The 23,305-nt window shown below is 33.7% G+C and carries 16 protein-coding genes, 1 tRNA gene and 7 pseudogenes; 10 read left to right on the top strand and 14 right to left on the bottom strand.

The window, feature by feature from the left end; genetic code table 11:
* Positions 1-11 precede the first annotated feature (11 nt).
* A tRNA-Leu gene (locus ACQH21_RS03730) sits at positions 12-99 on the bottom strand.
* A gap of 190 nt (positions 100-289) precedes the next feature.
* Between ACQH21_RS03730 and ACQH21_RS03725 the strand changes: the two genes are divergently transcribed.
* Together ACQH21_RS03725 and ACQH21_RS03720 are read left to right on the top strand one after the other, a co-directional pair.
* Positions 290-1,525, top strand: coding sequence for a metallophosphoesterase family protein (locus ACQH21_RS03725; protein ID WP_007302607.1), 1,236 nt, complete (start codon positions 290-292; stop codon positions 1,523-1,525).
* Positions 1,526-1,540: 15 nt separating this feature from the next.
* A pseudogene (locus ACQH21_RS03720) lies at positions 1,541-1,881 on the top strand (transposase); the annotation flags it as partial.
* A 155-nt stretch (positions 1,882-2,036) separates the two neighbouring features.
* Here the strand turns inward: ACQH21_RS03720 and dcd are convergent.
* Complete coding sequence (gene dcd / locus ACQH21_RS03715) at positions 2,037-2,594, bottom strand: dCTP deaminase (RefSeq protein WP_006012513.1); 558 nt, start codon at positions 2,592-2,594, stop codon at positions 2,037-2,039.
* 71 nt (positions 2,595-2,665) lie between these two features.
* A pseudogene (locus tag ACQH21_RS03710) lies at positions 2,666-3,004 on the bottom strand (potassium transporter TrkG); the annotation flags it as partial.
* Positions 3,005-3,072: 68 nt separating this feature from the next.
* Here ACQH21_RS03710 and ACQH21_RS03705 point away from each other — a divergent pair.
* On the top strand, positions 3,073-3,444 hold the full coding sequence (locus tag ACQH21_RS03705; RefSeq protein WP_425384519.1) for an IS4/Tn5 family transposase DNA-binding protein: 372 nt from the start codon (positions 3,073-3,075) through the stop codon (positions 3,442-3,444).
* Positions 3,445-3,485: 41 nt separating this feature from the next.
* Here the strand turns inward: ACQH21_RS03705 and ACQH21_RS03700 are convergent.
* Positions 3,486-3,947 (bottom strand): annotated as a pseudogene (locus tag ACQH21_RS03700) (IS3 family transposase); the annotation flags it as partial.
* An 83-nt stretch (positions 3,948-4,030) separates the two neighbouring features.
* Here ACQH21_RS03700 and ACQH21_RS03695 point away from each other — a divergent pair.
* A pseudogene (locus ACQH21_RS03695) lies at positions 4,031-5,184 on the top strand (IS3 family transposase).
* Positions 5,185-5,228: 44 nt separating this feature from the next.
* Here the strand turns inward: ACQH21_RS03695 and ACQH21_RS03690 are convergent.
* Positions 5,229-5,920 (bottom strand): annotated as a pseudogene (locus tag ACQH21_RS03690) (IS3 family transposase); the annotation flags it as partial.
* A gap of 109 nt (positions 5,921-6,029) precedes the next feature.
* Here ACQH21_RS03690 and ACQH21_RS03685 point away from each other — a divergent pair.
* Positions 6,030-7,088: an IS4 family transposase gene (locus ACQH21_RS03685; protein ID WP_425384518.1), complete on the top strand. Its 1,059-nt coding sequence runs from the start codon at positions 6,030-6,032 to the stop codon at positions 7,086-7,088.
* On the opposite strand, the gene ACQH21_RS03680 is transcribed toward ACQH21_RS03685, so the two are convergent.
* On the bottom strand, positions 7,014-8,225 hold the full coding sequence (locus tag ACQH21_RS03680; RefSeq protein WP_425384517.1) for a TrkH family potassium uptake protein: 1,212 nt from the start codon (positions 8,223-8,225) through the stop codon (positions 7,014-7,016). The two genes, ACQH21_RS03685 and ACQH21_RS03680, sit on opposite strands and share 75 nt — an antisense overlap.
* Before the next feature lie 124 nt (positions 8,226-8,349).
* Here ACQH21_RS03680 and ACQH21_RS03675 point away from each other — a divergent pair, with 124 nt between their 5' ends.
* Complete coding sequence (locus ACQH21_RS03675; RefSeq protein WP_425384516.1) at positions 8,350-9,318, top strand: hypothetical protein; 969 nt, start codon at positions 8,350-8,352, stop codon at positions 9,316-9,318.
* 237 nt (positions 9,319-9,555) lie between these two features.
* A pseudogene (locus ACQH21_RS03670) lies at positions 9,556-10,786 on the top strand (IS256 family transposase).
* Here the strand turns inward: ACQH21_RS03670 and ACQH21_RS03665 are convergent.
* Positions 10,766-11,906 (bottom strand): annotated as a pseudogene (locus ACQH21_RS03665) (IS256 family transposase). The pseudogenes ACQH21_RS03670 and ACQH21_RS03665 overlap by 21 nt on opposite strands.
* Positions 11,907-12,341: 435 nt before the next feature.
* Entirely contained in the window at positions 12,342-14,024 is a 1,683-nt protein-coding gene (locus ACQH21_RS03660) for a hypothetical protein (RefSeq protein WP_425384515.1), read from the bottom strand.
* 437 nt (positions 14,025-14,461) lie between these two features.
* On the opposite strand from ACQH21_RS03660, the gene ACQH21_RS03655 reads away from it, so the two are divergent.
* Both ACQH21_RS03655 and ccmA read left to right on the top strand, forming a co-directional pair.
* The gene (locus ACQH21_RS03655; protein ID WP_264682413.1) at positions 14,462-14,893 is read left to right on the top strand and encodes a hypothetical protein; all 432 of its coding nucleotides are present in this window, start codon (positions 14,462-14,464) and stop codon (positions 14,891-14,893) included.
* 3 nt (positions 14,894-14,896) lie between these two features.
* Positions 14,897-15,520, top strand: coding sequence for a heme ABC exporter ATP-binding protein CcmA (ccmA, locus tag ACQH21_RS03650; protein WP_064085635.1), 624 nt, complete (start codon positions 14,897-14,899; stop codon positions 15,518-15,520).
* A 62-nt stretch (positions 15,521-15,582) separates the two neighbouring features.
* On the opposite strand, the gene argS is transcribed toward ccmA, so the two are convergent.
* The 6 genes from argS to ubiE all read right to left on the bottom strand — a co-directional run bounded on the left by argS (position 15,583) and on the right by ubiE (position 21,946).
* Positions 15,583-17,289: an arginine--tRNA ligase gene (argS, locus tag ACQH21_RS03645; RefSeq protein ID WP_395461072.1), complete on the bottom strand. Its 1,707-nt coding sequence runs from the start codon at positions 17,287-17,289 to the stop codon at positions 15,583-15,585.
* Between the two features lie 179 nt (positions 17,290-17,468).
* Positions 17,469-17,954 (bottom strand): hypothetical protein, encoded by a 486-nt coding sequence (locus ACQH21_RS03640; RefSeq protein WP_425384514.1) that lies wholly within the window; start codon positions 17,952-17,954, stop codon positions 17,469-17,471.
* Positions 17,955-18,213: 259 nt separating this feature from the next.
* Complete coding sequence (locus ACQH21_RS03635) at positions 18,214-18,624, bottom strand: hypothetical protein (RefSeq protein WP_425384513.1); 411 nt, start codon at positions 18,622-18,624, stop codon at positions 18,214-18,216.
* Positions 18,625-18,981: 357 nt separating this feature from the next.
* On the bottom strand, positions 18,982-19,257 hold the full coding sequence (locus ACQH21_RS03630) for a hypothetical protein (RefSeq protein ID WP_425384512.1): 276 nt from the start codon (positions 19,255-19,257) through the stop codon (positions 18,982-18,984).
* A gap of 107 nt (positions 19,258-19,364) precedes the next feature.
* Entirely contained in the window at positions 19,365-21,065 is a 1,701-nt protein-coding gene (locus tag ACQH21_RS03625) for an ABC transporter ATP-binding protein (protein ID WP_425384511.1), read from the bottom strand.
* Positions 21,066-21,247: 182 nt separating this feature from the next.
* Complete coding sequence (ubiE, locus tag ACQH21_RS03620; RefSeq protein WP_264375475.1) at positions 21,248-21,946, bottom strand: bifunctional demethylmenaquinone methyltransferase/2-methoxy-6-polyprenyl-1,4-benzoquinol methylase UbiE; 699 nt, start codon at positions 21,944-21,946, stop codon at positions 21,248-21,250.
* Between the two features lie 149 nt (positions 21,947-22,095).
* On the opposite strand from ubiE, the gene ACQH21_RS03615 reads away from it, so the two are divergent.
* Complete coding sequence (locus ACQH21_RS03615; protein WP_425384510.1) at positions 22,096-23,250, top strand: Bcr/CflA family efflux MFS transporter; 1,155 nt, start codon at positions 22,096-22,098, stop codon at positions 23,248-23,250.
* Positions 23,251-23,305: the final 55 nt, after the last annotated feature.

The following is a 23,305-nucleotide window of genomic DNA, read 5'->3' as shown; positions in this document are numbered from 1 at the left end:
ACCAAACAACTTGGTGCGGTCGAGAAGACTTGAACTTCCAAGGCTTTGTGAGCCACAGCGACCTCAACGCTGCGTGTCTACCAATTCCACCACGACCGCACTTTATTCTAGTTTCTATATAATTACTTTAAATTACTTAATCATTTTAGGGTTTTTCATCTAAAGTGTCAATCTGATACTAGGATAATTTAGGAAATGCCTGTATAATTTAACTATGAATTTTATGGTTACAAACTTTAATCATTTAAGATAATCTTAATACTAATTCTTAATTTAGGTCTTTATACAAATGAAAGTAGCTAATATCTTCATTTTTTTAATTCTATCTCTTACAATTAGCTTTCACTCCACTCATGCACAAATATTGTACACATGGTCTCAAATCATTCCAGAAAATAAATTAAGCATACGTGCGATTATAGACAATAACATGTGTCCCATTGCTTACGTCGATAATAAGGAAGTAGAAATGCTAAGTCGCAGCTCAATTAACAATACCGAAACAGTTTGTGAACTGATAGTAGAAACAAATGCTCAAAACATTAGTATTGACAATATAAAAGTTCCCGTATTAGCGGAAAAGATCAGCAAAATTGCCTTCATTGGCGATACAGGATGTAGAATAAATATGTTATTTCAGCAAGAATGTAATTCTGTAGATAGCTGGCCTTTGAAAAAAAATTTAGATTCAATCGCTTTTCATAAACCAGATTTAATTATCCATGTTGGTGATTATCATTATAGACAAACAAAATGTAGAAACACAAAAAAGTGCGGCGATATTTATGGATATAGCAAAGAAGCTTGGTACGCTGATTGGTTTGAGCCTGCAAAAGATATTTTAACACAATCTCCTTTTCTTTTTGTTCGTGGAAATCATGAGAGTTGTAATAGAGCTTATGAAGGATGGTTCAGATATTTAGATTCATACCCCTTTTCCCCTCAAAAATGTGAAGATCTTATTTCCAGTTGGTTCTTAGATGCTGGGCCGATGAAGTTTTTTATCTTCGACTCTTCATCCGGTGAGGAAATTTTTACAACCCAAAGCACAGTTGATGCTTTTGAGAGGCAGTTTGATAAATTGATACAAGATAAGCCCACGTGGTTTTTGACTCATAAACCACTTTGGAGATCTCCAAAAAAAGAATTTTTGACATTAAAAAGCCATGGTAATCTTACACAAATTGAAGCTTTTGGAGATAAATTTCCAAGCAATGTTACTACCATAGTTTCTGGCCACATTCATATAGCCCAGATTTTATTAATGGATAATGTTCCAGATCAGATTATAGTTGGAAACGGCGGTGCATTATTACACGCTCAAGATCAAGAACCTGTTTATCAAAACGTAGAATTTAACTATCCAAATAGTAGAAATTACTTAGCACACGAAGTTAGAAACTTTTTCGGCTTTGGCTTTGCAATATTAGGTTTAGACGATCACAAATTTACTTTCTATAACCAAGATAATAAGGAAATGTATTCTGCAAACCTAACGAAAGACTTTAAACTTAAAACAAATTAAAATTAGGACTATTTAAGGACGCAGAAAAAACGTGCTGAGCTTAAAAAACTCATAGCAACAAAAAACACTGAAATTCTTGTATATATCGACTAATCTGGAATTGATAACACAAAAGTCAGCGTATTAGTATGATTGCAGCTTTGAATAAGGGAAAAATTATGGCGCCTATGATTTTTGAAGGCTACTGCGATACAGACGTTTTTAATAGCTAGTTCAAACTTTTTGCTGGGTGATTTTGGATAATGCAACTTTTCATAGAAAACAAGTGAATTTGTTAAAAGTGTCGGTGCTGAAGTTATATATCTGCCTACACATTCTCCTGATTTTAATCAAACCATTGGTTTGTTATAAAAAATTGAGCCAGAAAGAATATCCAGCTATTCGAACTATTAGAAAAAGAGCTATATATGAGCATGTTTTAGCACAGACATTATTTTTGTAACTAGGCAAATGCAATCAGTATTAGCGGCTTGAAAGGATATCAATTAATAAAGAAATGCATCTAAAGTAATCACTTAACTAACGGCAAAGTGATACCATGTTGGTTCATATATTTTCCTTTCATATCATCATATGATTTCTCGCATTCACTTTCGCCGCTTAAAAACACAAATTGGCATGCGCCTTCATTAGCGTAAATTTTTGCAGGAAGTGGAGTGGTGTTCGAGAATTCAAGTGTGACGTGACCTTCCCATCCAGGTTCTAAGGGAGTAACGTTTACTATAATACCACACCTTGCATAAGTTGACTTACCAACACAAATTACCAGTACATTCCTTGGTATACGAAAATACTCCACTGTGCTGGCAAGTACAAAACTATTTGGTGGAATTATACATACATCTGTTTCCTTATCTATGAAACTATTCTCAGAAAAATTCTTTGGGTCTACAATAGCTGAATTAACATTAGTAAAAATCTTAAACTTATTACTAACTCTTGCATCATAGCCATAAGATGATAATCCGAAAGATACAACACCCTTACTGCTTTTATGATTCACAAAAGGCTCTATCATTCTAGAGTTTTCAGCCTTTTCCCTTATCCATTTATCTGGCATAACTGCCATAATTGTCCTTTAAAGTTTTGTAATACTTATAATAATATGTAATAGAATTTAAATGTAAACCTGAATTAGCGTTACACTCTGGAATGGCAAAGTTTCCAGTATAAACTACCTATACAAAAATAAATTGGCAATATTTCAAGCCTGCCAAGCAGCATCAAAAACGATAGAAATAGCTTTACTCCACCACTAAAGGAGGAATAATTACCTGAAGGACCTATTAGGTTACTAAATCCTGGGCCAGAATTTGTAAGCATTGCAGAAACAGAGCTGATGCTAGTTATAAAGTCCGCATTGCTCAAGTAAGACATCACTATTGATGATATAGCGAACGTTAACATGTAAATCGCAAAAAACGTAAAGACAGATTGAACTTCATCATTCTCCAGTATTTTACCATTGAGTTTTACTCTCACTTTTACCCACAAGTATAAAAAGCAAGTAAGATAGAGAAAAATATACTGAGTAAGATGAGGTAAAAATGTGTGAAGTAAATAGAAATGTACAATGTGCTGATGGCTTAGGAGATAAATGGCTAGAAAAAGAGTTGAGACATGTTAATCTGGGAGATGTAAGGCTTAATAAAAGACTTATTAAAACAAGCTATTTAATAGAGAATAAGGCGTCTGGGTCAATTAATCAAAGCTGTGTAGGATGGAAAGAAGCTAAAGGTGCATACAGATTATTTAGCAATGAAAAGCTTGAAGCTAAGGAAATTTATTCTTCCCATTATAAAGAAACTATAGAAAGGATAAAAGGAGATGAGATTGTATTTTCAGTTCAAGATACAAGTTATTTGGATTTTGACTCTCATATAAAGACTAAGGGTCTAGGTAGTATTTCTAAAGCCTGACCTTACCCAGAAAAAGTAGACAGAAAGTTAAGACGTTTTTGCTATGAGAATGATGAATCAAAAAGCTCAGGAATGCAATAGTTAATAGTAGAATGTCTACGCTGTTTATTATAAAAAATTTCTATATATTCAAATATTGCGGTTTTAGCTTGTTGTGCAGAGTGTTGTGAAGTATCAATGAGTAACTCTCTCTTAAGTGAACTAAAAAAGCTCTCTGAAACAGCATTATCATAACAACAACCTTTGTGACTCATACTAGAAGTAATATTTTTTGTACTTAGTAAAAATTGATAATTTTTAGAGGTGTATTGCGATCCTTGATCGCTATGAAATAGTAGATTTTTAGCAGATTTGCGCCTACCAATAGCCATGAATAACGCATCTATAACTAATTGCCTATTTACTGCATTACTCATTGACCAGCCAATCACCATGCGTGAATATAAATCTATTATTGCTGCCAAATATAACCATCCTTCATTAGTTTTTATGTACGTAATATCAAGTTGACCTTACCCAGAAAAAGTAGACAGAAAGTTAAGACGTTTTTGAAGTAAAATAAAACGTTTTTTCAAAGAGGTGTGGTATGACAAAAAGAAAAGAATATACAGCAGAATTCAAAATTGAAGCTATAAGACTAGTAAAAGAAACAGGTCAATCATCAGCAAAAATAGCAAGAGATTTGGGTATTAGCGGTGATTCATTAAGCAGATGGGTAAAAACATACAATGATAGAATGTCTGGAGTAGATGCGTTTCCAGGAAAAGGGAAAGTAGCTCATTGTGACAAAGAAAAGTTTGATTTAAAGAAAGAGCTGGCAAGAGTAACGAGGGAAAGAGACATTTTAAAAAAAGCCCTGGGATATTTTGCAAACCAAAAAGAGTAAAATATTCTTTTATAAAAGAACATGAAAACTGCTATAAAATACGGGAATTATGCAGATTTTTGAACGTATCTGCTTGTGGTTATTATAAATGGATTACTAAGGAAAAAAACAACAAAAAATCAATAAGAGAAGAGCTCATACAAGATATTCAGAAGGTATATCGAGCATCACAATGCAGATACGGAGCTCCTAAAATTCACGCTGAATTAAAGGCTTTAGGTAAAAATTATAACATCAAAACAGTGCAAAATGTTATGCAGAAAAATGGCATTCAAGCTAAGCTTAGACGAAAGTTTAAAAGTAAAAAACCACAAATAGACAATAGAGTTATAACTCCTAACATATTAAATCAGAATTTCATCGCTGATCAACCTAACAAGATATGGGTAACTGATATTACGTACATAAAAACTAATGAAGGATGGTTATATTTGGCAGCAATAATAGATTTATATTCACGCATGGTGATTGGCTGGTCAATGAGTAATGCAGTAAATAGGCAATTAGTTATAGATGCGTTATTCATGGCTATTGGTAGGCGCAAATCTGCTAAAAATCTACTATTTCATAGCGATCAAGGATCGCAATACACCTCTAAAAATTATCAATTTTTACTAAGTACAAAAAATATTACTTCTAGTATGAGTCACAAAGGTTGTTGTTATGATAATGCTGTTTCAGAGAGCTTTTTTAGTTCACTTAAGAGAGAGTTACTCATTGATACTTCACAACACTCTGCACAACAAGCTAAAACCGCAATATTTGAATATATAGAAATTTTTTATAATAAACAGCGTAGACATTCTACTATTAACTATTGCATTCCTGAGCTTTTTGATTCATCATTCTCATAGCAAAAACGTCTTAACTTTCTGTCTACTTTTTCTGGGTAAGGTCAAGTTACCCATATCTTGTTAGGTTGATCAGCGATGAAATTCTGATTTAATATGTTAGGAGTTATAACTCTATTGTCTATTTGTGGTTTTTTACTTTTAAACTTTCGTCTAAGCTTAGCTTGAATGCCATTTTTCTGCATAACATTTTGCACTGTTTTGATGTTATAATTTTTACCTAAAGCCTTTAATTCAGCGTGAATTTTAGGAGCTCCGTATCTGCATTGTGATGCTCGATATACCTTCTGAATATCTTGTATGAGCTCTTCTCTTATTGATTTTTTGTTGTTTTTTTCCTTAGTAATCCATTTATAATAACCACAAGCAGATACGTTCAAAAATCTGCATAATTCCCGTATTTTATAGCAGTTTTCATGTTCTTTTATAAAAGAATATTTTACTCTTTTTGGTTTGCAAAATATCCCAGGGCTTTTTTTAAAATGTCTCTTTCCCTCGTTACTCTTGCCAGCTCTTTCTTTAAATCAAACTTTTCTTTGTCACAATGAGCTACTTTCCCTTTTCCTGGAAACGCATCTACTCCAGACATTCTATCATTGTATGTTTTTACCCATCTGCTTAATGAATCACCGCTAATACCCAAATCTCTTGCTATTTTTGCTGATGATTGACCTGTTTCTTTTACTAGTCTTATAGCTTCAATTTTGAATTCTGCTGTATATTCTTTTCTTTTTGTCATACCACACCTCTTTGAAAAAACGTTTTATTTTACTTCAAAAACGTCTTAACTTTCTGTCTACTTTTTCTGGGTAAGGTCAGCCTATACAAAACATAAAAAGGGTTTGTTATTGCACAGTGCCTTAATAGTTAACAAAGACGGATTACCTTTAGGGCTATCTTCTCAACAGTGTTGGGCACGTTCTATCAGGGAAGAAACAGCGCAAGAAAAAGCAAACAGGAAATACCGTACTGCTATAAAGGAGAAAGAAAGCTATAAATGGATAGCGGCACTAAAAGAAACCCTAAATAACCTCGCAGAAGGTGCACAGCTTGTTACTATTGGTGATAGGGAAGCAGATATTTTTAAGTTTTTATGGACTATTGAATCATTGGATAGTTTTTATGTAATCCGCAACCGAACTAATAGGAAATTCATCTGTATTGAAGGGGGAAAAACGGATTTGCAAACACGTATAACTCAACTGCCTGTAAAAAGGGAAATTGTTTTGAATGTTGCTGAAAATAAATACCAAATCTCAAGAAAAGCTAACATTGAAGTCAGGTATATGAAAGGCTATATACCTATCAGATCTTCTTACATTTATGGATCGAAAGATACAGAGCATAAAATAAGTGATAAAATCGCTATATATGTAGTAAGTGCCAAAGAAACAAATCCTCCTGAAAGAGTAGAAGCTATTGATTGGACTTTGCTGACTAATGTACCAGTTAATAGCACTTTAGATGCTATAGAAAGGATCAATTGGTATAAGCTAAGATGGAAAATCGAGGAGTATTTTAGGATTTTAAAATCAGGATGTAAGGTAGAAAGCTCTCGTTTAGCTACAAAAGAAAGATTAGAGAAATTAATCGCTATAAAGAGCATTATTGCATTTAAAATTTTATATTTAACAAAAGTCGCTTTATCGAATCCCATGGAGGTTTGTACCAAGGTTTTAAGTAATGAAGAGTGGAAAACCCTTTACATACGTGAGCATAAAGTAGCCAAATTGCCAGAAGAACCTCCAAACATAAAACAAGCTATTATTTGGTTAGGAAAATTAGGTGGATTTATGAATAGAAAAAGTGATAATTTACCAGGAACTATGACTCTATGGCGTGGTTATGAAAACCTCAGGGAAAGCATGGTTATGCTTCGCATAATGACCTCTCAAAGTTGTGGGTAAAAGTGAGAGTTTTACTCTATCGCTTTCACTTGGATTTAATAAAGAGCTAAAGTAATTCCTTATAGATTTTAGAAAAATGACTAAACGGAAGATTTTGATTCCACCACTAGCAGAACCACCACATCCACCAATAAAGGCTAAAAAGAAAGCTAAGACTGAAATAAAGCTCCAATTCAAGTAGTTGCACATTACATAGCCAGTTGATGTGATAAAGGAGGTAATGGTGAATGTGCTGTACCTAAATGATAAAAATACTCCTAAGTCAAAATTTTTATATAACCAAAAACAAGCAAGCAAAGATGAGATAACAACTATCTTAATAAAGTAAGAGACCTGTTCATCATAACAAACGTCTAATCGTCTTATAATTTTTAAATAGCTCAGAAAAGGTAAAGAGCCTAAAATCATAAAGATAATTGTTATGACCTCCAATATAGGGTTATTGTAGTAGCCTATAGAATCGTTATAGTTAGCAAATCCACCAGTTGATACAGCGGACATTCCGTGACATACTGCGTCAAATAATGGCATGCCAGCTAGATAGTAGGAAAATATGCACAATAAAATTAGGCAGTAATATATTTCTGCAATATGTATTACTACGCTTCGCGTATGTGGTAACTTTCTTTTAAGAGCATCTGAGTACTCAGAATAGAGTAAATTATTTAAGCTCAAAACCTTAAATATGGGAAAAATTGCAATTCCTACTGTAATTACTCCAAAACCACCTATACCGTGCAGCATTGCTCTCCACAGTAGTATCCCCGGAGATTGTTGCTCGATGTAACTTAGAACAGTTGCTCCTGTGGTTGTAATCCCAGATACTGCTTCAAACAGTGCATCAATGTAGCTTAAACTATCAAGATAAAATGGAATAGCTGCAAATAGAGATAATGCAATCCAGGTACAACTGGTAATCGCAAAAATTGCCGGCATTCCATGTACCCTATTTAGTTTACCCAGTAGAATAAAAATCGCACTAAATGTGCAGGTAACTATAAATCCAACCAGAAAATTTTTCCATTCGTAACCTAGATAATTATTAGTAATAGCAGGAATAAGCATTGCTACGCCAAACAACAATAGAAAAATTCCCACAATAAACGCAATTGAACGTAAAACTTGCAGACTTTCCATAGACAGTACTGTGAAAGCTATATGTTATTAAAACTTCAACCGCTTTGCTAATTTTTTCTCTTGACTTGATTATAAATACGTATAATTATAGCGCTAAATTTGCCATAAGAGATAGAGGTAAGGTATGTTATTAACTGACAGACAAAAAAACATTCGAGATTCATTAATTAGTGAAGCTATACAAGGCAACTTTGAGAATATAAAAAATAATTACGATAGCGATATACAAGAAGTTTTGAAAAGCGAATTACCTAGTAATATACAAAAAGAGTTTAAAGACGATCTACCTAACCCTTGTACCACTTCACAGTTGATTATATTCAAAAAAAATCAAAAGGAAATTAATCAATGTATACAGAAAATGGAGCAAAAAATTGAGAGTATTTCGTGTGATATAGCTATGCAAGAAGCGAAAGGAAATGATGATTCGCATATGCAAAAAGTGAAAAACTTAAAGAGAACAAGTGATCTTCACCATAAATTACGTCAAGCAATAGATTATTTAGATGTTAAAAAAGTTAAAGCAGTATTAGAAGATTGTGATACAAATCTAGCAATGATTTTAAATAGACCTATACATTCACAGAGCAAAACTACCTTTTTACTTTATCCTCTGCAAGTTGGTCTTAATAAACGATATATAGGTGATGGTAAAAGATTGAAACAAGAAGATCTGAGAAATATAAAAGAAATTACTAAACTTCTTTGGGATAAAGCTTCTCCTGATATTCGCAATTTCTGGTTTAAATTCCATCAAGATCAACAAGAAGAAAGTACAAAAGACACAAAAGCAACCTTTGAAGCTCATTTGAAAAAAGCTCCTCCTGATATTCGTGACTTGTGGCTTAAATATCAAAGAGTGCCTGAAAATCAAGATGCAGCTGTAATAAAACTTCTTAAAGGTGAGCAACAACGACATGCCAAGATAGGTAGTGAGAAGTGGCTTGAAGATTTCATTCAAGAAGTTAAAGATTACAGAGAACAAAAAAGCATAGAAGAAAACCTTGAAATAGCTACAGAGAAACCTACAACAAAATCTGTTCTACAAGACGCACAACTTTCTCAAATAAATAGAACTTGTTGTATTTTGTAGTAAATAAGTTCTTAGGAAATCTAAGTATGATAACAATAAAAACAAGAAATTTAAACGTTCTATTTTTAACCTAGTATCCAGAATAAAAAGGGAGTGTTAAATAAACTGTGTCAAATCGCATTTTTAGTTCAACTCGATTTTTAACCTACCAGGAAAAAAGATATCGGGAATGTTCAAAAAAGTGTGTCAAACCGAGAAATAAAAATAAAATAGAAACAAAAAATAGAGGTTTGATATATGAGTTACAAAATAGAAAATGGAACGACTGGCCTGGTAGATTACAAAGAGCTGGAAGCAAATATACTGTCATCAATAAGGGAAGGTAAACCATTGATGGGGAGAGATGGAGCATTAACACCATTTGTAAAAAGGCTGCTGGAAGCAAGTCTAGAAGGTGAAATAGAGCATCATTTATCCAATGAAAGAGAAGAAAAGAATCGAAGAAACGGAAAGAATGGCAAAACTTTGAAGACGAGTATTTGAACTATTGACACCAAGAGATAGAGAGGGAAGTTTCGAACCACAGATAGTGAAAAAAAGGCAAACAAGCTTACATCCAGAACTTGAAACAAAGGTCTTGAACATGTTTGCAAGCGGTGTGGGATACAGGGATATAGCATCCTATGTGGAAGAAATCTATGACCATAAAATATCTGCAGCAGAGATATCTGGAATTACAGATAAATTACTGCCTATAATCAATGAATGGAGGAGTCGTCCCCTACAATCAGTATACCCGATAGTATTTATGGATGGGATGTTTTTTAAGGTCAAAGAGAATGGACATTGCATAAGTAAATGCATGTACAATATATTAGGAATAGACCAAAATGGCAGAAAAGAAGTACTGGGTTTTTACTTAGCAGAAAGTGAGGGAGCTAACTTCTGGCTAGGCGTATTAAATGACTTAAAAGAGAGAGGAGTAGAAGACATTTTGATAGCTTGTGTTGACGGTCTGAAAAGCTTCCCTACAGCTATAAATAGCGTATTTCCCAATGCTGAGGTACAGTTATGCATTGTGCACCAAATAAGAAATTCACTAAAATACGTATCCAGCAAAGATATAAAAGTTTTTATGAATGATTTGAAAAAAATATACCGTGCTACAAGTAGAGAAATCGCCGAAAATTATTTACTTGAACTGGAGGAAAAATGGGGTGAAAAATATCCTTTAGTCATAAAATCGTGGCAAAACAATTGGGAAAATTTGTCTAGTTATTTTAAGTATTCTGGCCCTGTTAGAAGGCTAATTTATACCACCAATCCAATTGAGGGGTTGCACAGACAAATCAGAAAATTTACTAAAACCAAAGGTTCATTTACCAGTACAAATGCCTTGTACAAATTGGTATATTGTGCTATAAAAAAGATAGAGCAAAAATGGGCTATGGCTTTGCCTAATTGGGCTCTAACTATATCTCAACTTGATATCTTTTTTCCTGATAGGTTAAAAATTGAGTTGAACTAAAAATTCGCTTTGACACACTTTTTTGAACATTCCCAAGATATCAAGTTGAGATATAGTTAGAGCCCAATCATGTATAGGCATAGTCCATTTCTCTCCTGCCTTCTTTATAGCACAATATACCTATTCATACAAGGCATTTGTGCTAGTAAATGAGCCCTTAGTTTTAGTAAATTTTCTGATCTGTCTATGTAACCCTTCAATAGGATTTGTGGTATAAATTAACTTTCTTACAGGGCCGGAATATTTAAAATAACTAGACAGATTTTCCCAATTATTCTCCCAAAACTAAAGTATATTTTTCTCCCCATTTTTCCTCTAGCTCAAGCAAATAATTCTCGGCTATTTCTCTACTTGATATGTTTTTTTCAAATCATTCATGAAAACTTTTGCTCGATACATATTTCAGTGAATTTCTTATCTGATGTACTATACATTTCTGCTTTAGGAAATACGCTATTTATAGCTGTAGGAAAGCTTTTTAACACAAGCTATCAGAATATCATCTACTCCTCTCTCCTTTAGGTCATTTAGTACTTCCAACCAGAACTTCACTTTCAGCCAAATAAAAACCCAAAACTTCTTTTCTGCCATTTTGCTAATATGTTATACATACATTTGCTTACACAATGCCCGTCCTCCTTGACCTTAAAAAACCATGAACACTATTGGATATACAGATTGCAGCGGACGACTGCGCCATTCGTTGATTACCGGTAACAATTTGTCAGTAATACTTGATATCTCTGCTGCAGATATTTTATATTTCTTCTACATGCGATGCTATATCCCATGCCACTGGCATATGTACTTAAAACCTTTGCTTCAAGTTCGGTTGTTTGCCTTTTTCTGACTACTTGTGGCTCGAAACTTCCTTCTCTATCTCTTGGTGTCAATAGTTCAAATACTTGTCCGTAAAGTCTTTGAATTTCTTCGGTTGTTTTCTTCGCTTTCAGCCGACAAATGGTTTTCTATCTCGCCTTCCCTCTAGCAGTTTTTTTATAAATGGTGTTAATGCTCCATCTCTTCCTGTCAATGGTCTTCCTTCTCGTATAGATGATAAGATATTTGTTTCTAATTCTTTATAGTCTACCAAACCGGTAGTTGTGTTTGCTTGACTCATTGTCAAACCTCCATTTTTTTATCAATTTATTACTTTACTTCTCGGTTTGACACAGTTTATTTAACACTCCCCCGTTGCAGAAAAGTTTACTCAAAAGGGAGCTTCTTATTGATACTTCTCAACGTTCTGTTCAACAAACTAGAACTTCCATATTTAAACACGTAGAAATTAGATTTCTTGCACTACTGGAATTTAAAGAGTTCCAGCGCGTAACGCTGGAATCTAGATTTTCTTGCTAAATCCCAGCTGGGATGACGCTTAGTTATGCAAGAAATCTATTTTTTATCATAAATAACTTAAATATTATATTATAAACTCTGCTAAATTTATTCTCACAACAAAAACTTCTTCTCTACTTTTTTTTGAGTAAGGTCACCAATTCTATTTTTCTAAAAAAGTGTTTTCTGAGCTGAAAAGCCCAGAAAACATTTAGTCTTATATAAAATTAGTATCATCAGAAACAGGATTATCTTCATAGTAAGGACTCGCTCTTTGCATATCATCAAAAACAGTTTTTAACAGTACTTCCTTATCAGTATCCCATGCAACTTTCTTCATGATTGGAATATAATCCTTACACTTTTGGTCATTTCCACAGTCCTTGATTTTACCATTAGCCTTTAGATAAGGCTTTAATAAATTATAGTGTATTTGAGTGTTATTGCCCTCTTTATCTATCATTTGTCCTGAGTTATTAACAAGTATCAATGGTGCAACTTGTTTTGCTTTCATAACATTTATTTCACCGAACTCTTTAACGAGATCAGGACATAATTCTCTAGAAAAAAAATTCTTGTTGCATTCTTTAGTAGCATAGTAGTCGTTAGAGTAGCAGAAACTCTTAATCCCTTCTTCTTGACACGCTAACTCTTGTGGACTATTAATGCATTTATCACATTTTATATCACTAAAGTAGCCTATTGAACTAAGAGTATCAGTAAAGGCAAATTTAAAATTTACTGCACCATAACCACCCTCTGCTCCCTTTTCTATATATGGTGCAATTTTAGGATTACCGTACATCTCAGAATACAAATGCTTTAATAAATCAGATGTATTAAAACCTTGATAACCTATCTTTCCATTTTCTCCATAAAAACGAGCATAAGATCCACAAATTTCTTCCTTGCTACAATCTGGGGTTATTTTTTGAGACGTAATTTCTCTATTTTCATCCCTTCCTCCATTAGTAACAGGTTTGACTACATTAGTTTCATCTCCTCCTCCATTAGTAACAGGTTTGACTACATTAGTTTCATCTCCTCCTCCATTAGTAACAGGTTTGACTACATTAGTTTCATCTCCTCCTCCATTAGTAACAGGTTTGACTACATTAGTTCCACCTCCTCCATTGGGACAAGGTTTATCTGTACCACTTCCTTTCTCTTTTTTACATTCTTCAGCTTCTTTTTTATACCACTCAGTCTCTGCTTTTGCCGTGTCAATTTTACACTGTATAAGTTCTTCTTTATCACTTCCTTTCTCTTTTTTACATTCTTCAGCTGCTTTTTTATAACACTTATTCTCTGCTTTTGCCATGTCAATTTTATACTGCATAAGTTCTTCTTTTACCTTGTCAATTTTACACCGCATAACTTCTTCTCTCTCTTGTCCAATTTCGCACCTCAAAGCTTCTATTCTTGCTTGCTCAGCTTCCAATTTTGCTTGCTTAGCTTCTAATTTTGCTTGTTTAGCTTCTGCTTGAGCATCATCATACTTTGCCTGATTAATTGCCTGTTCAGAGCCTTCTTTCATCTTCTCAGCATCTTTTTTACACTGTATTAACTCATCTTTTGCTTCCTTAGCTTCATTCTTAGTTTGTTCTACCTTCTCTCTTTCTTCTTGAACCTGTGACTTTAATTCACTAGCTTCTGCTTCTAATTGTGTAATTTCTCTTTGTGATTCCACAGCATCTTTTTTACACTGTATTAACTTATCTTTTGCCTTCTTAGTTTCATCTCTACAGTCACGAAGTAAATCTTCTTCTGATTTATCATCCTCTTTTCCCGCAACCTGATCTCCTAGATTTTCGACTTGCTCACCCTCTTCACCATAAAAAAGTTTGTTGGCATATAAATTACTATTATTAACTTGATCGCTATAGATATTGTTTGACATTGTGACCTCCTATATAGTCAAAACTGGAATTAAATTAGAGTATAAAAGCTAGGAATTCAACATGGGTAAAAGAAACCACAGCTCAGGAAATCTAAGGTTAACTCAGAAATTATTATAAGCCAAAATGATTAAAAATTTTATAACTTATATTGTAGATCTAGCATGATAACCAACAATTAGATTTTCTTTCAATTTCCACCTTACTCACCAGCTTGACACAGTCCATCTTTATTCATTAGAGAGCCGTGATTCCTCTACTCTCCAATGATTAATCACTTGTCAGTTTTGAGTGTAGTAGTTGATAGCCTGTACGTAAATACGTTGCTTTTGTCCTTTAGAAATTTTTAGTCTACTATCTTTATCCAGAAAAAAATTGTAAAATTTCTATAGTTATGGTATAATTGTAAATACCGCTTGCCAATAAGCTGAGTATAAAAATGCCGTTCGGACAAATCATTACATATAGCACGATATTACTTACTATAATTGCAGTATTTCTCTTTTTGAGAAAAATATACAAAAATCATATTAGAAAAATTATATTTCCTCTAAAAGTTCTCAAAGAAGAGTGGGAAGAAAATAGAAGATTTAATGAATTGTATCAAAAAAATAAGCAAAAAGAGTTGATGAAACAACAGGAAATGCTAAGGGAGAAACAAAAGAATATGCAAGTTTACAAAGAAGATCTAGAAATAGTTGATATAGCAAAACCGTTAGGTAAATGGACAAAGATGGTTATGATGGGTAATAGTTTAATGAAACATTTTGCACAATTGATAAACAGAGAAGGTGATAAGAAAGGATTTTGGGAGCTATTTATAAAAGCTCAGTCTTCAACTAAGGGTAAATATAAAGGAAAAGGCAGATAATCCATGCTTGAATGTAAAAATCTATCCTGTGCTCGTAATAACAAAGTATTATTTAAAAACCTCAATTTTAAAGCTGAGCCAAAATCAAAAATCTTAATCACTGGTCCAAATGGTAGCGGCAAAACCAGCTTAATCAGAAGTTTATCTGGACTCTTACCACCAGTATCAGGCAATATAAGATACTGCGGAAAAGACATATATGATGATCCAAAATCCTTTATATCTTCCATGGTTTACGTAGGACATAAAAACGCCTGTAAAGATAGTTTAACAATTGGTGAAAACATAGAATTCTGGGCAAGAATACGGAACACTAGAGAATCAGTTATGGCAGCTGCTTATTGTTTAGAGTTGCAGCCTGTGTTTAACATTAGATATGGTGAACTTTCTGCAGGCTGGAAAAGAAGAGTTGCGCTTGCTCGCCTTTTAATTTCTAATGCAAACATTTGGCTGATAGATGAACCATTCTGTAATCTTGATAGCACAACATGTGAATTAGTATTGAACCTAATCTCAATACGCTCTGAGCAGAACGGTACAGTAATTATTACAGGACATAGCTCTACAGAACAATTGTGTGACTTCAAGACAATCGACATACGTGATTTTAACAGACCTCTTGTATAATTTTTGGCCTTATTGTATTTACATCAATAATTTATTATCACATTTAATATTACGCATTAAAATTAACTCATCTCTTTCAAAGGCTCTATATTAAAAATCGAAAGTCCAGAAGCAATGACGTGTGCTAAGGCTTGGACGAGAAACATTCTTGCAGCGGTGAAATTTAAGTTATTCTCCAGTATAAACCGCATATTTAAATCACTTTTGCCATATCCCCATAAAACATGAAACGCTTCTGCAACTTCAAGTAAGTAGAAAGTGATTCTATGTGGCTCACAAAGCCTTGCAGATATTTCTACCACATCTGGCCACTTTGCTAAGGTTTTTATGAGGAATAGCTCCCCATCTGTCTTTAAAAGTGAAGGGTCTGCTGTTGGGAGCTCTTTTGGAGCATTACGCATTAACGAATGAGCACGGGCGTGCGCATATTGCACATAAAAAATAGGGTTGTCTTTTGACTGTTCTTTAACTTTAGCAAAATCAAAGTCCAAGACCATATCATTCTTGCGTGTTAACATTATAAAACGAGTTATATCCCTGCCAACCTCTTCCACTACATCCCTAGCTGTAAGAAAATTTCCTGATCTTTTCGACATCTTAACAGGTTTGCCATTTTCGAAGAAATTCACAATATTATGCAGTTTTACCTCTATCTTTGCTTGATCATCACTGAGCGCAGAGACAACTGCTCTAAGCCTTTTAATATAACCGCCATGGTCACTGCCGAGCTCTACGATCATATTGTTAAAACCACGTGATATCTTATCAAAATGGTAAGCAATATCCGATGCAAAATAAGTCCAGCTACCATCCTCTTTTTTTAGTGCGCGGTCAACATCATCACCAAATGTTGTAGAGCGAAATAACATTTCTTTTCTGGAAATCCAATTTTCATTCTCTTTACCTTTTGGTTTCTCCAGGTACCCTTCATACACTAGACCCTTATCAGATAATATCTTTATACTCTCTTCGATTTTGCCACTTTTTTGTAGCTCATACTCTGAAGTAAAGACATCATGACTTACTCCAAGTAAGTTCATGTCTTCCTTTATTATCTCTAAAATGGAACTTAAAGTATACTCTCTAATTATTTGATTATCATCCTCTTCTCTAAGCTCCTTGCCATATTTTTTAGCTAGCCCCTCCCCTATTGGTTTTAAATATTCACCTGGGTATAAACCTTTTTCGATGCTAATTTTCTCTCCCAGAGCTTCCTTATACCGCAAATATACTGACCGAATTAGCGTATCTATCTGCGCTCCAGCATCATTGATATAGTACTCCTTAGTAACTTTATAACCAACTTTCTTTAGCAAATTTGCTAAAACATCACCAAACACTGCCCCTCTTGCATGACCAATATGTAGTGGCCCAGTTGGATTTGCGGATACAAACTCAACATTGATGGCCTGATTGTTTCCAATGTTGAGAGTGCCAAACTCCGTTTTTAGCTCATTTATTTGTTTTAAAATCCCATGCCATACTTCCATTTTCAAGTGCATATTGATGAACCCAGGACCTGCTATTTCCACTTTTGCAACTTCATCAAAAGATTTAAATTCTTCTGCTAAGATCCCTGCAATCTCAACTGGATTCTTTTTTTCATGCTTTGCAAGCACCATAGCAACATTTGTGTAAATATCTCCATGCGCTCTATTGCTCGGAGGCTCTACAATAAAGTTTGTTGCATTCGTACTTATAACACCCCTTTGCTTCAACTTATTTAATTTGCTAGAAATTAGAGAGGAAACCTGCTTGAAAATGTTCATTTATTATACTGCTAAAATCTATAGCAGTATAGTTGATAAATGGAAGGAGTTGAAGGGTTATCTTAACTATTTTACCTTCATTTTCTCTTTTGCTTTAACAGGCTGATGTAACACTTGATAGATTAAACTTAGACAGCAACTTTTCGTATATCATAGCATTATACTCTGAAACCATAAACTTAGATCAACACTAATTCAGAATAACCAAAGTCAAAAAACTCCGGATACCATATAATTCCAGGTAGTTCTATTTCCCAATCCCAAGTTGTATTCAGCATTACTGTGTTGCCATCGTCGCAAGTATTAAACCATGCTACGTCATGATTACTACAACATGAATCATAACAATCGTTGAAACACAAATTATAATAATACTTGCAGCATGGGTGTAGTTTACACTCATCTACGGTAGGTTTTACCTTATTTCCTTCATCTACAGTAGGTTTTACCTTATTTCCTTCATCTATAGGAGGTTTTACTTTATTTACTTCATCTACAGGAGGTTTTACTTTATTTATTTCACCTCCAGTAGGTTCTTCTCCTCCAGTAGGTTCTTCTCCTCCAGTAGGTTCTTCTCCTCCATATTGAACAGCATTCGTTAGATTATCAGTAACACTAGTATATGTTTTATTATCATACTGGTTATTAAGATTATACTTTAACATAGAAATCTCCCATACAATTAGAGTTATATATAAAATTATTAATAGAACAAGGTAAAAAATTACACGCCGAATTAGTTATTAATAAAGCTCTAAATCTATAGATATAAGGGCATAATACATACCCCATATCCATAGTATAAATTATTATGTTATTACCATATCACATCAGTGCTATACCTATCGTCGCATTATGCTTTCAGCACATAGTATCCCTACACGTCCTTCACACCTTTTACACCCTCACTAAGTTTTATCGCCTTCAGAATAAATCGTTGTGCTCTGGAGCTAATTTTGCAGCTGTATCAGTTCCTATCCCAGTTCTTGTTCCCCAACCACAACATGGTACATTTAACACTACTGTGTTACCAGAATCGTGAGCATGATACCATGATGCTGTACCATGACCATAACCGTGATTATTACCGTAGCATGGGTCATAACAATGATTATTACCGTAGCATGAGTCATAACCATGTTTACAATGTGAGTTATAACCATAGTGGTATGGAGTACAATGATGCTTGAAAAACGGGTCTTGACTGTGACATAAACGAGTAGTATGACAATGCTCATCTTTATCAGGAATGCATATTGATTTACAGCCTGGAAAAGAAGTTTTGGTATTATGAGAACAAACGTTTTTTGGAGATGAAGTGTGATAGTGAGTCATAAATATCCTTTAAAAAATAACTATTAGACTATTATAGGATAAAATAATTAATAAATTTATAATCTTGATACTAAGATTGATATATTTAAAATTTCCTTTCCAGCCGTTATACAAGTAATAGATATTAGAGCTTAGAAATTTTACTATGAGCAGAATAATGATAAGATTCCAAGAAGGAGCTGTCAGTAGTCAAACTAGTTGTGTTGCTGAAATAAATTTTGGTAGAACTGCTATGTCGCTGCAAATGAAAATCAAGCACCTGCTTATTATATTTTTAAGCAAAATGTGAAGCACATGGGAGACCATGTGCTCTTAGATGGCAGCACGTGCGTTTATGAATTGTTTAAAAACAATCTTCTAATAAAAAAAACCAAATCCATCACAAGGATTATGACATGTGTCATAATAGTTATGATGCGAGTTAAAATAATTATGGCAGGAATTAGTAGCATAAGGTACAAATGGAGGTGTACAAGCTTGTGCACAGTTCGATACTGGTACTGGTAAAGCTGCTGGTAAATTATAAGCCATTGGAGGTGTGCAAGCTTGTGCATAGTTCGATACTGGTAAAGCTGCTGGTAAATTATAAGCCGTAAATGGCAATTTTGGTAAATTACTGTAATTATAAACCATAATAATCCTTTGAAAAATACTATGATATTATTGTACTTTAAAATAATTAAAGATTTCATAACTTGATTGCTAAATCTAGCATGTTAACAACATTATGATTTAAATTTCTACCCTATCTTCACCAATTTTGCATACAGCCCATCTTTACTCATTAGAGAATCATGAGTTCCCACTTCTTCTACTTTCCCGCAATTAATCACTATAATCTTGTCAGTTTTGAGTGCGGTTGACAGTCTGTGTGTGATTATGATTGTTGTTCTGTTTTGCATTAATTTGCTCAGTGCTTTTTGCACGAGGTTCTCACTTTTATAATCAAGGGCAGAGGTTGCTTCATCCAGTATTAAAACCTGAGGATTTTTCAGTATTGCTCTTGCTATTATAATACGTTGTTTTTGTCCTCCAGAAAGTTTTAATCCTCTTTTTCCTACAAATGTATCAAATTTATCCGGCAGTTTATCAATAAATTCCATCGCATAAGCGCTGATAGCAGCTCGCCTGACTTCCTCATATTCAGCACCCGGTTTGCCGTATAGTATATTTTCCATTATTGAGCAAGAAAATATCATGTGATCTTGTGGTACTAAGCCAAACAGCGATCTTAGGTCATTTAGCGCAATTGTCTTAATATTCTGTCCATCGATAGTAATACTGCCTTCACTTGGATCGTGAAAACGGAGCAGAAGCTTTAAAATGGTGCTCTTGCCACTGCCAGATGGTCCAACAATTGATACTGATTGGCCTGCCTCTATAGAAAATGATACGTTATTTAATGCTGGCTTATCAGCATAAAAAAATGTTACATCGTTAAACGCAATTTCTTTTTGAATACTATTAATTCTTATAGGATTTTTGCCATTTACTATAGAGCTTTTCATGTTCGTAAACTCAAACAAACGCTCTACAATTCCAAGACCTCGTTGTAGGTCACTGACGTTATCGCTCAAATTATTTATAGCTCCTGCCGCAAGCGCTGAATAAAACACAAATGAGGAGAGTTCTCCAATGGTCATATTATTACTTAAGACTTCTTTTATTCCAAAAAAAAGCAAAATAACTAGCGAACCTATCACACACGTGATAACTAGAGTTACTAAAATAGCACGCAAGAGTACTAATTTTACGTATGATTTTGATACTGAGTTTAGATGTTTCTGAAAACGAATTTTTTCATTTTCTTCTAGTACAAATGATTTAATGGTTACTATAGATCTAAAATTTTCCTCACTAAATGATGCAAGCTCACTTAATTTATCCTGAGCAAAGCGTGCATAATTGCGAACTTTTTTTCCAAGTGAAGTCATGATAATGAGCAGTATGGGTATTATTGCAGCTGCATATGCGGTTAAATGTAGATTTGTGTATAACAGCATTGCAACACTACCAGTTAGTACCACTGCATTCCTCAATATTGTCAGTAAGCTGCTGTTTATTATCGATTGCAATGCAGAGGTATCAGTAATGAGTGCTGAGATAACATCTTGCACACCTGTATTCTCAAAGAAACTTGGTTGTAAATCAGTAATACTGCTATATAAGTCATATCTGATTCTTGCGACAACTTTCTCGCTGCCAATGCCAATGAAATATAACCGAATAAATGCAGTGAAAGAAATGCCTAAAACTATCAGTATTGAAACTACGAGCTTGGTAGTAAAGTTATGCTCTGCGCCAGAATCAATTATGTTGCTTAAGCCCCTACCAAAAAGAAGAATCGTTAAAGCTGAAAATAGAACTGCAATAAAAGCTACGGTAAAATAATGTAGATTAGGTTTTATATAATAAAATAACTGCTTAATGTTAGATCGCATTTTATTTTTAAGTTAATTATATAGATTTTAGCTTCAGGAAAAAGTTACAATATTAGTTTACAGTGTACTTCGTTAGAGCAATACGTTCAAGAAACTTTAGCTTGATTTCTACTGAAGGAAAAACGCTGCGAAATTACAGAAAGTTAGCAAAAAAAACTACTGAATAGACCAGAGTTTAATATTCATTTTGTTCCAATATGTAATGCTACTATTCCATAGCTCATATTATAGAACTCAACATTCTTAAAGCCTATCTCTTCAATTTCCATTTTAAAATTAGTTTGAGTTGGAAATTCTCTGATGCTTTTCACTAAATATTCATAAGAACCCTTATCTTTAGCAACTATGCTACCAATTTTAGGAATTACTTTAAATGAGTATAAGTCATAAAATTTGGTGAATATCTCATTTTGATAATGCATAGGGGCAAATTCCAAGCAGACAAATTGTCCATTTTGCTTCAATACCCTATATGCTTCACTTAAAGCCTTTTTACGGTCAGAAAAGTTTCGAATACCAAAAGCTACTGTATAATAATCAAATTCAGAATCTTCAAATGGTAAGCTCTCTGCATTTGCACATACCCAATTGAAATTTAGCTGATTTGAATTTATTGCTTTATCACGCCCTTTGTCCAGCATGTTTTGATTTATATCACATACTGTAACTTGAGCACTTGGTTCACCTCTTGCTATTCTTATAGCTATATCTCCGGTTCCTCCAGCAATATCCAAAACCTTGGAGTTCTTTTTAAAATGCACACTACTTACCATCTTCTCTTTCCATAGCCTGTGCATTCCAAGACTCATTATATCATTCATGATGTCGTAGCAATTTGCTACAGAATCGAAAACCTCTTTAACTAGTTGTGATTTATCCATATTTTATATAGAGATTGCTTACATAATTATTTTAAACTTTAGCAGTTAAATTAATATACTAATGAGAAAAATATACTACAATTAAACATATTTAATCCAGTAAATCATTAGTGTCGACAGCTTTTTCACAAAATATCATCTCTCTTATTATGATATTATCTGTAGCAGTTGTTGATATGGCAACAGACTTATACTCAGTTGCATTGCCAAGTATTGCCAACTATTTTAAGGTGAAAGGTAATATAGCGCAGCTTACGATCAGTTTAAATTTAGTAGGAGTTGCAATATCTGGATTAATTTATGGCCCACTGTCAGACTATTATGGTAGGCGCCTAATAATGCTGATTGGTATGACAATTTTTACTTTGGCAAGTATTGTATGTTGCATAGCTGATAATATTATACTTTTAATATTAATCCGGTTTATACAAGGAGCTGGAGCTGGTGTTGCAGGCGTTGTCGGATATGCAGCAATCAGAGATATGTACTCAGGTAGTGAATACTCAAGAGTAATCTCAAAGTTAAATATGGTAGTAGCGCTTTCACCTGGAATAGCTCCAGTAATAGGCAGTTATATGATTTCACATGGATATAGTTGGAAATTTTTGTTTTTTATCATATCATTTGCAGCAATTGTTATGCTCATTTTTATTTACTTGAAGCTGCAAGAAACGCTCACTGTAAATAAAAATCAAACCAACATAGCCATCAATATCTTCAAGCAATATATATCAATATTCAGGAATTATCGTTTCCTTGGGTTTTCAGCCATTCATGGATTAACTTTCATGTGGCTTTGGGCATACATTGCTAACTATCCGTTCATATTTGAATCAATGGGTATTGAAGTACAATATTTTGGCTATCTCATATCAATCATAGTCATATTTTACGTAATCGGCACTTTAATTAACAGAAGGTACGTACCAAAAATAGGAGTGAGCAAGATGCTAATCATAGGTTTGGTATTACCAATAATATCTGATGGTTTATTGGTATATTTTTATTTCATGAACAAATTGAACGTACTTATTCTTCAAGTTCTTTGGATTCCAAGCAATATAGGACTTGCACTCGTAATCAGCAATAACGTAACTTCTGCTTTAGAAACGGTCAAAAGTATAGGGCTTGGTAGTGCAGTTCTCTCATTTTGCAATATGATGTTTGGGGCTATTGGAATATACATAGTAGGAAAATTCTTTTCTTATGGCATTTTACCAAATTTACTATTAACAGTTGTATGTTCTATAATTGCAATTCTTATATATAGTTTACTTAAATATACTGAAAAACACGAAGGATAATCATTATTTCTACAACCCAGATTTCATGAATTATTAATTACCTTACTATAGTAAT

Source organism: Wolbachia endosymbiont (group B) of Eupithecia inturbata (genome assembly GCF_964030915.1).
Lineage (GTDB): Bacteria > Pseudomonadota > Alphaproteobacteria > Rickettsiales > Anaplasmataceae > Wolbachia.
The sequence above is the reverse complement of the archived record's forward strand: the minus strand, read 5'-3'. Positions and strand labels throughout refer to the sequence as shown.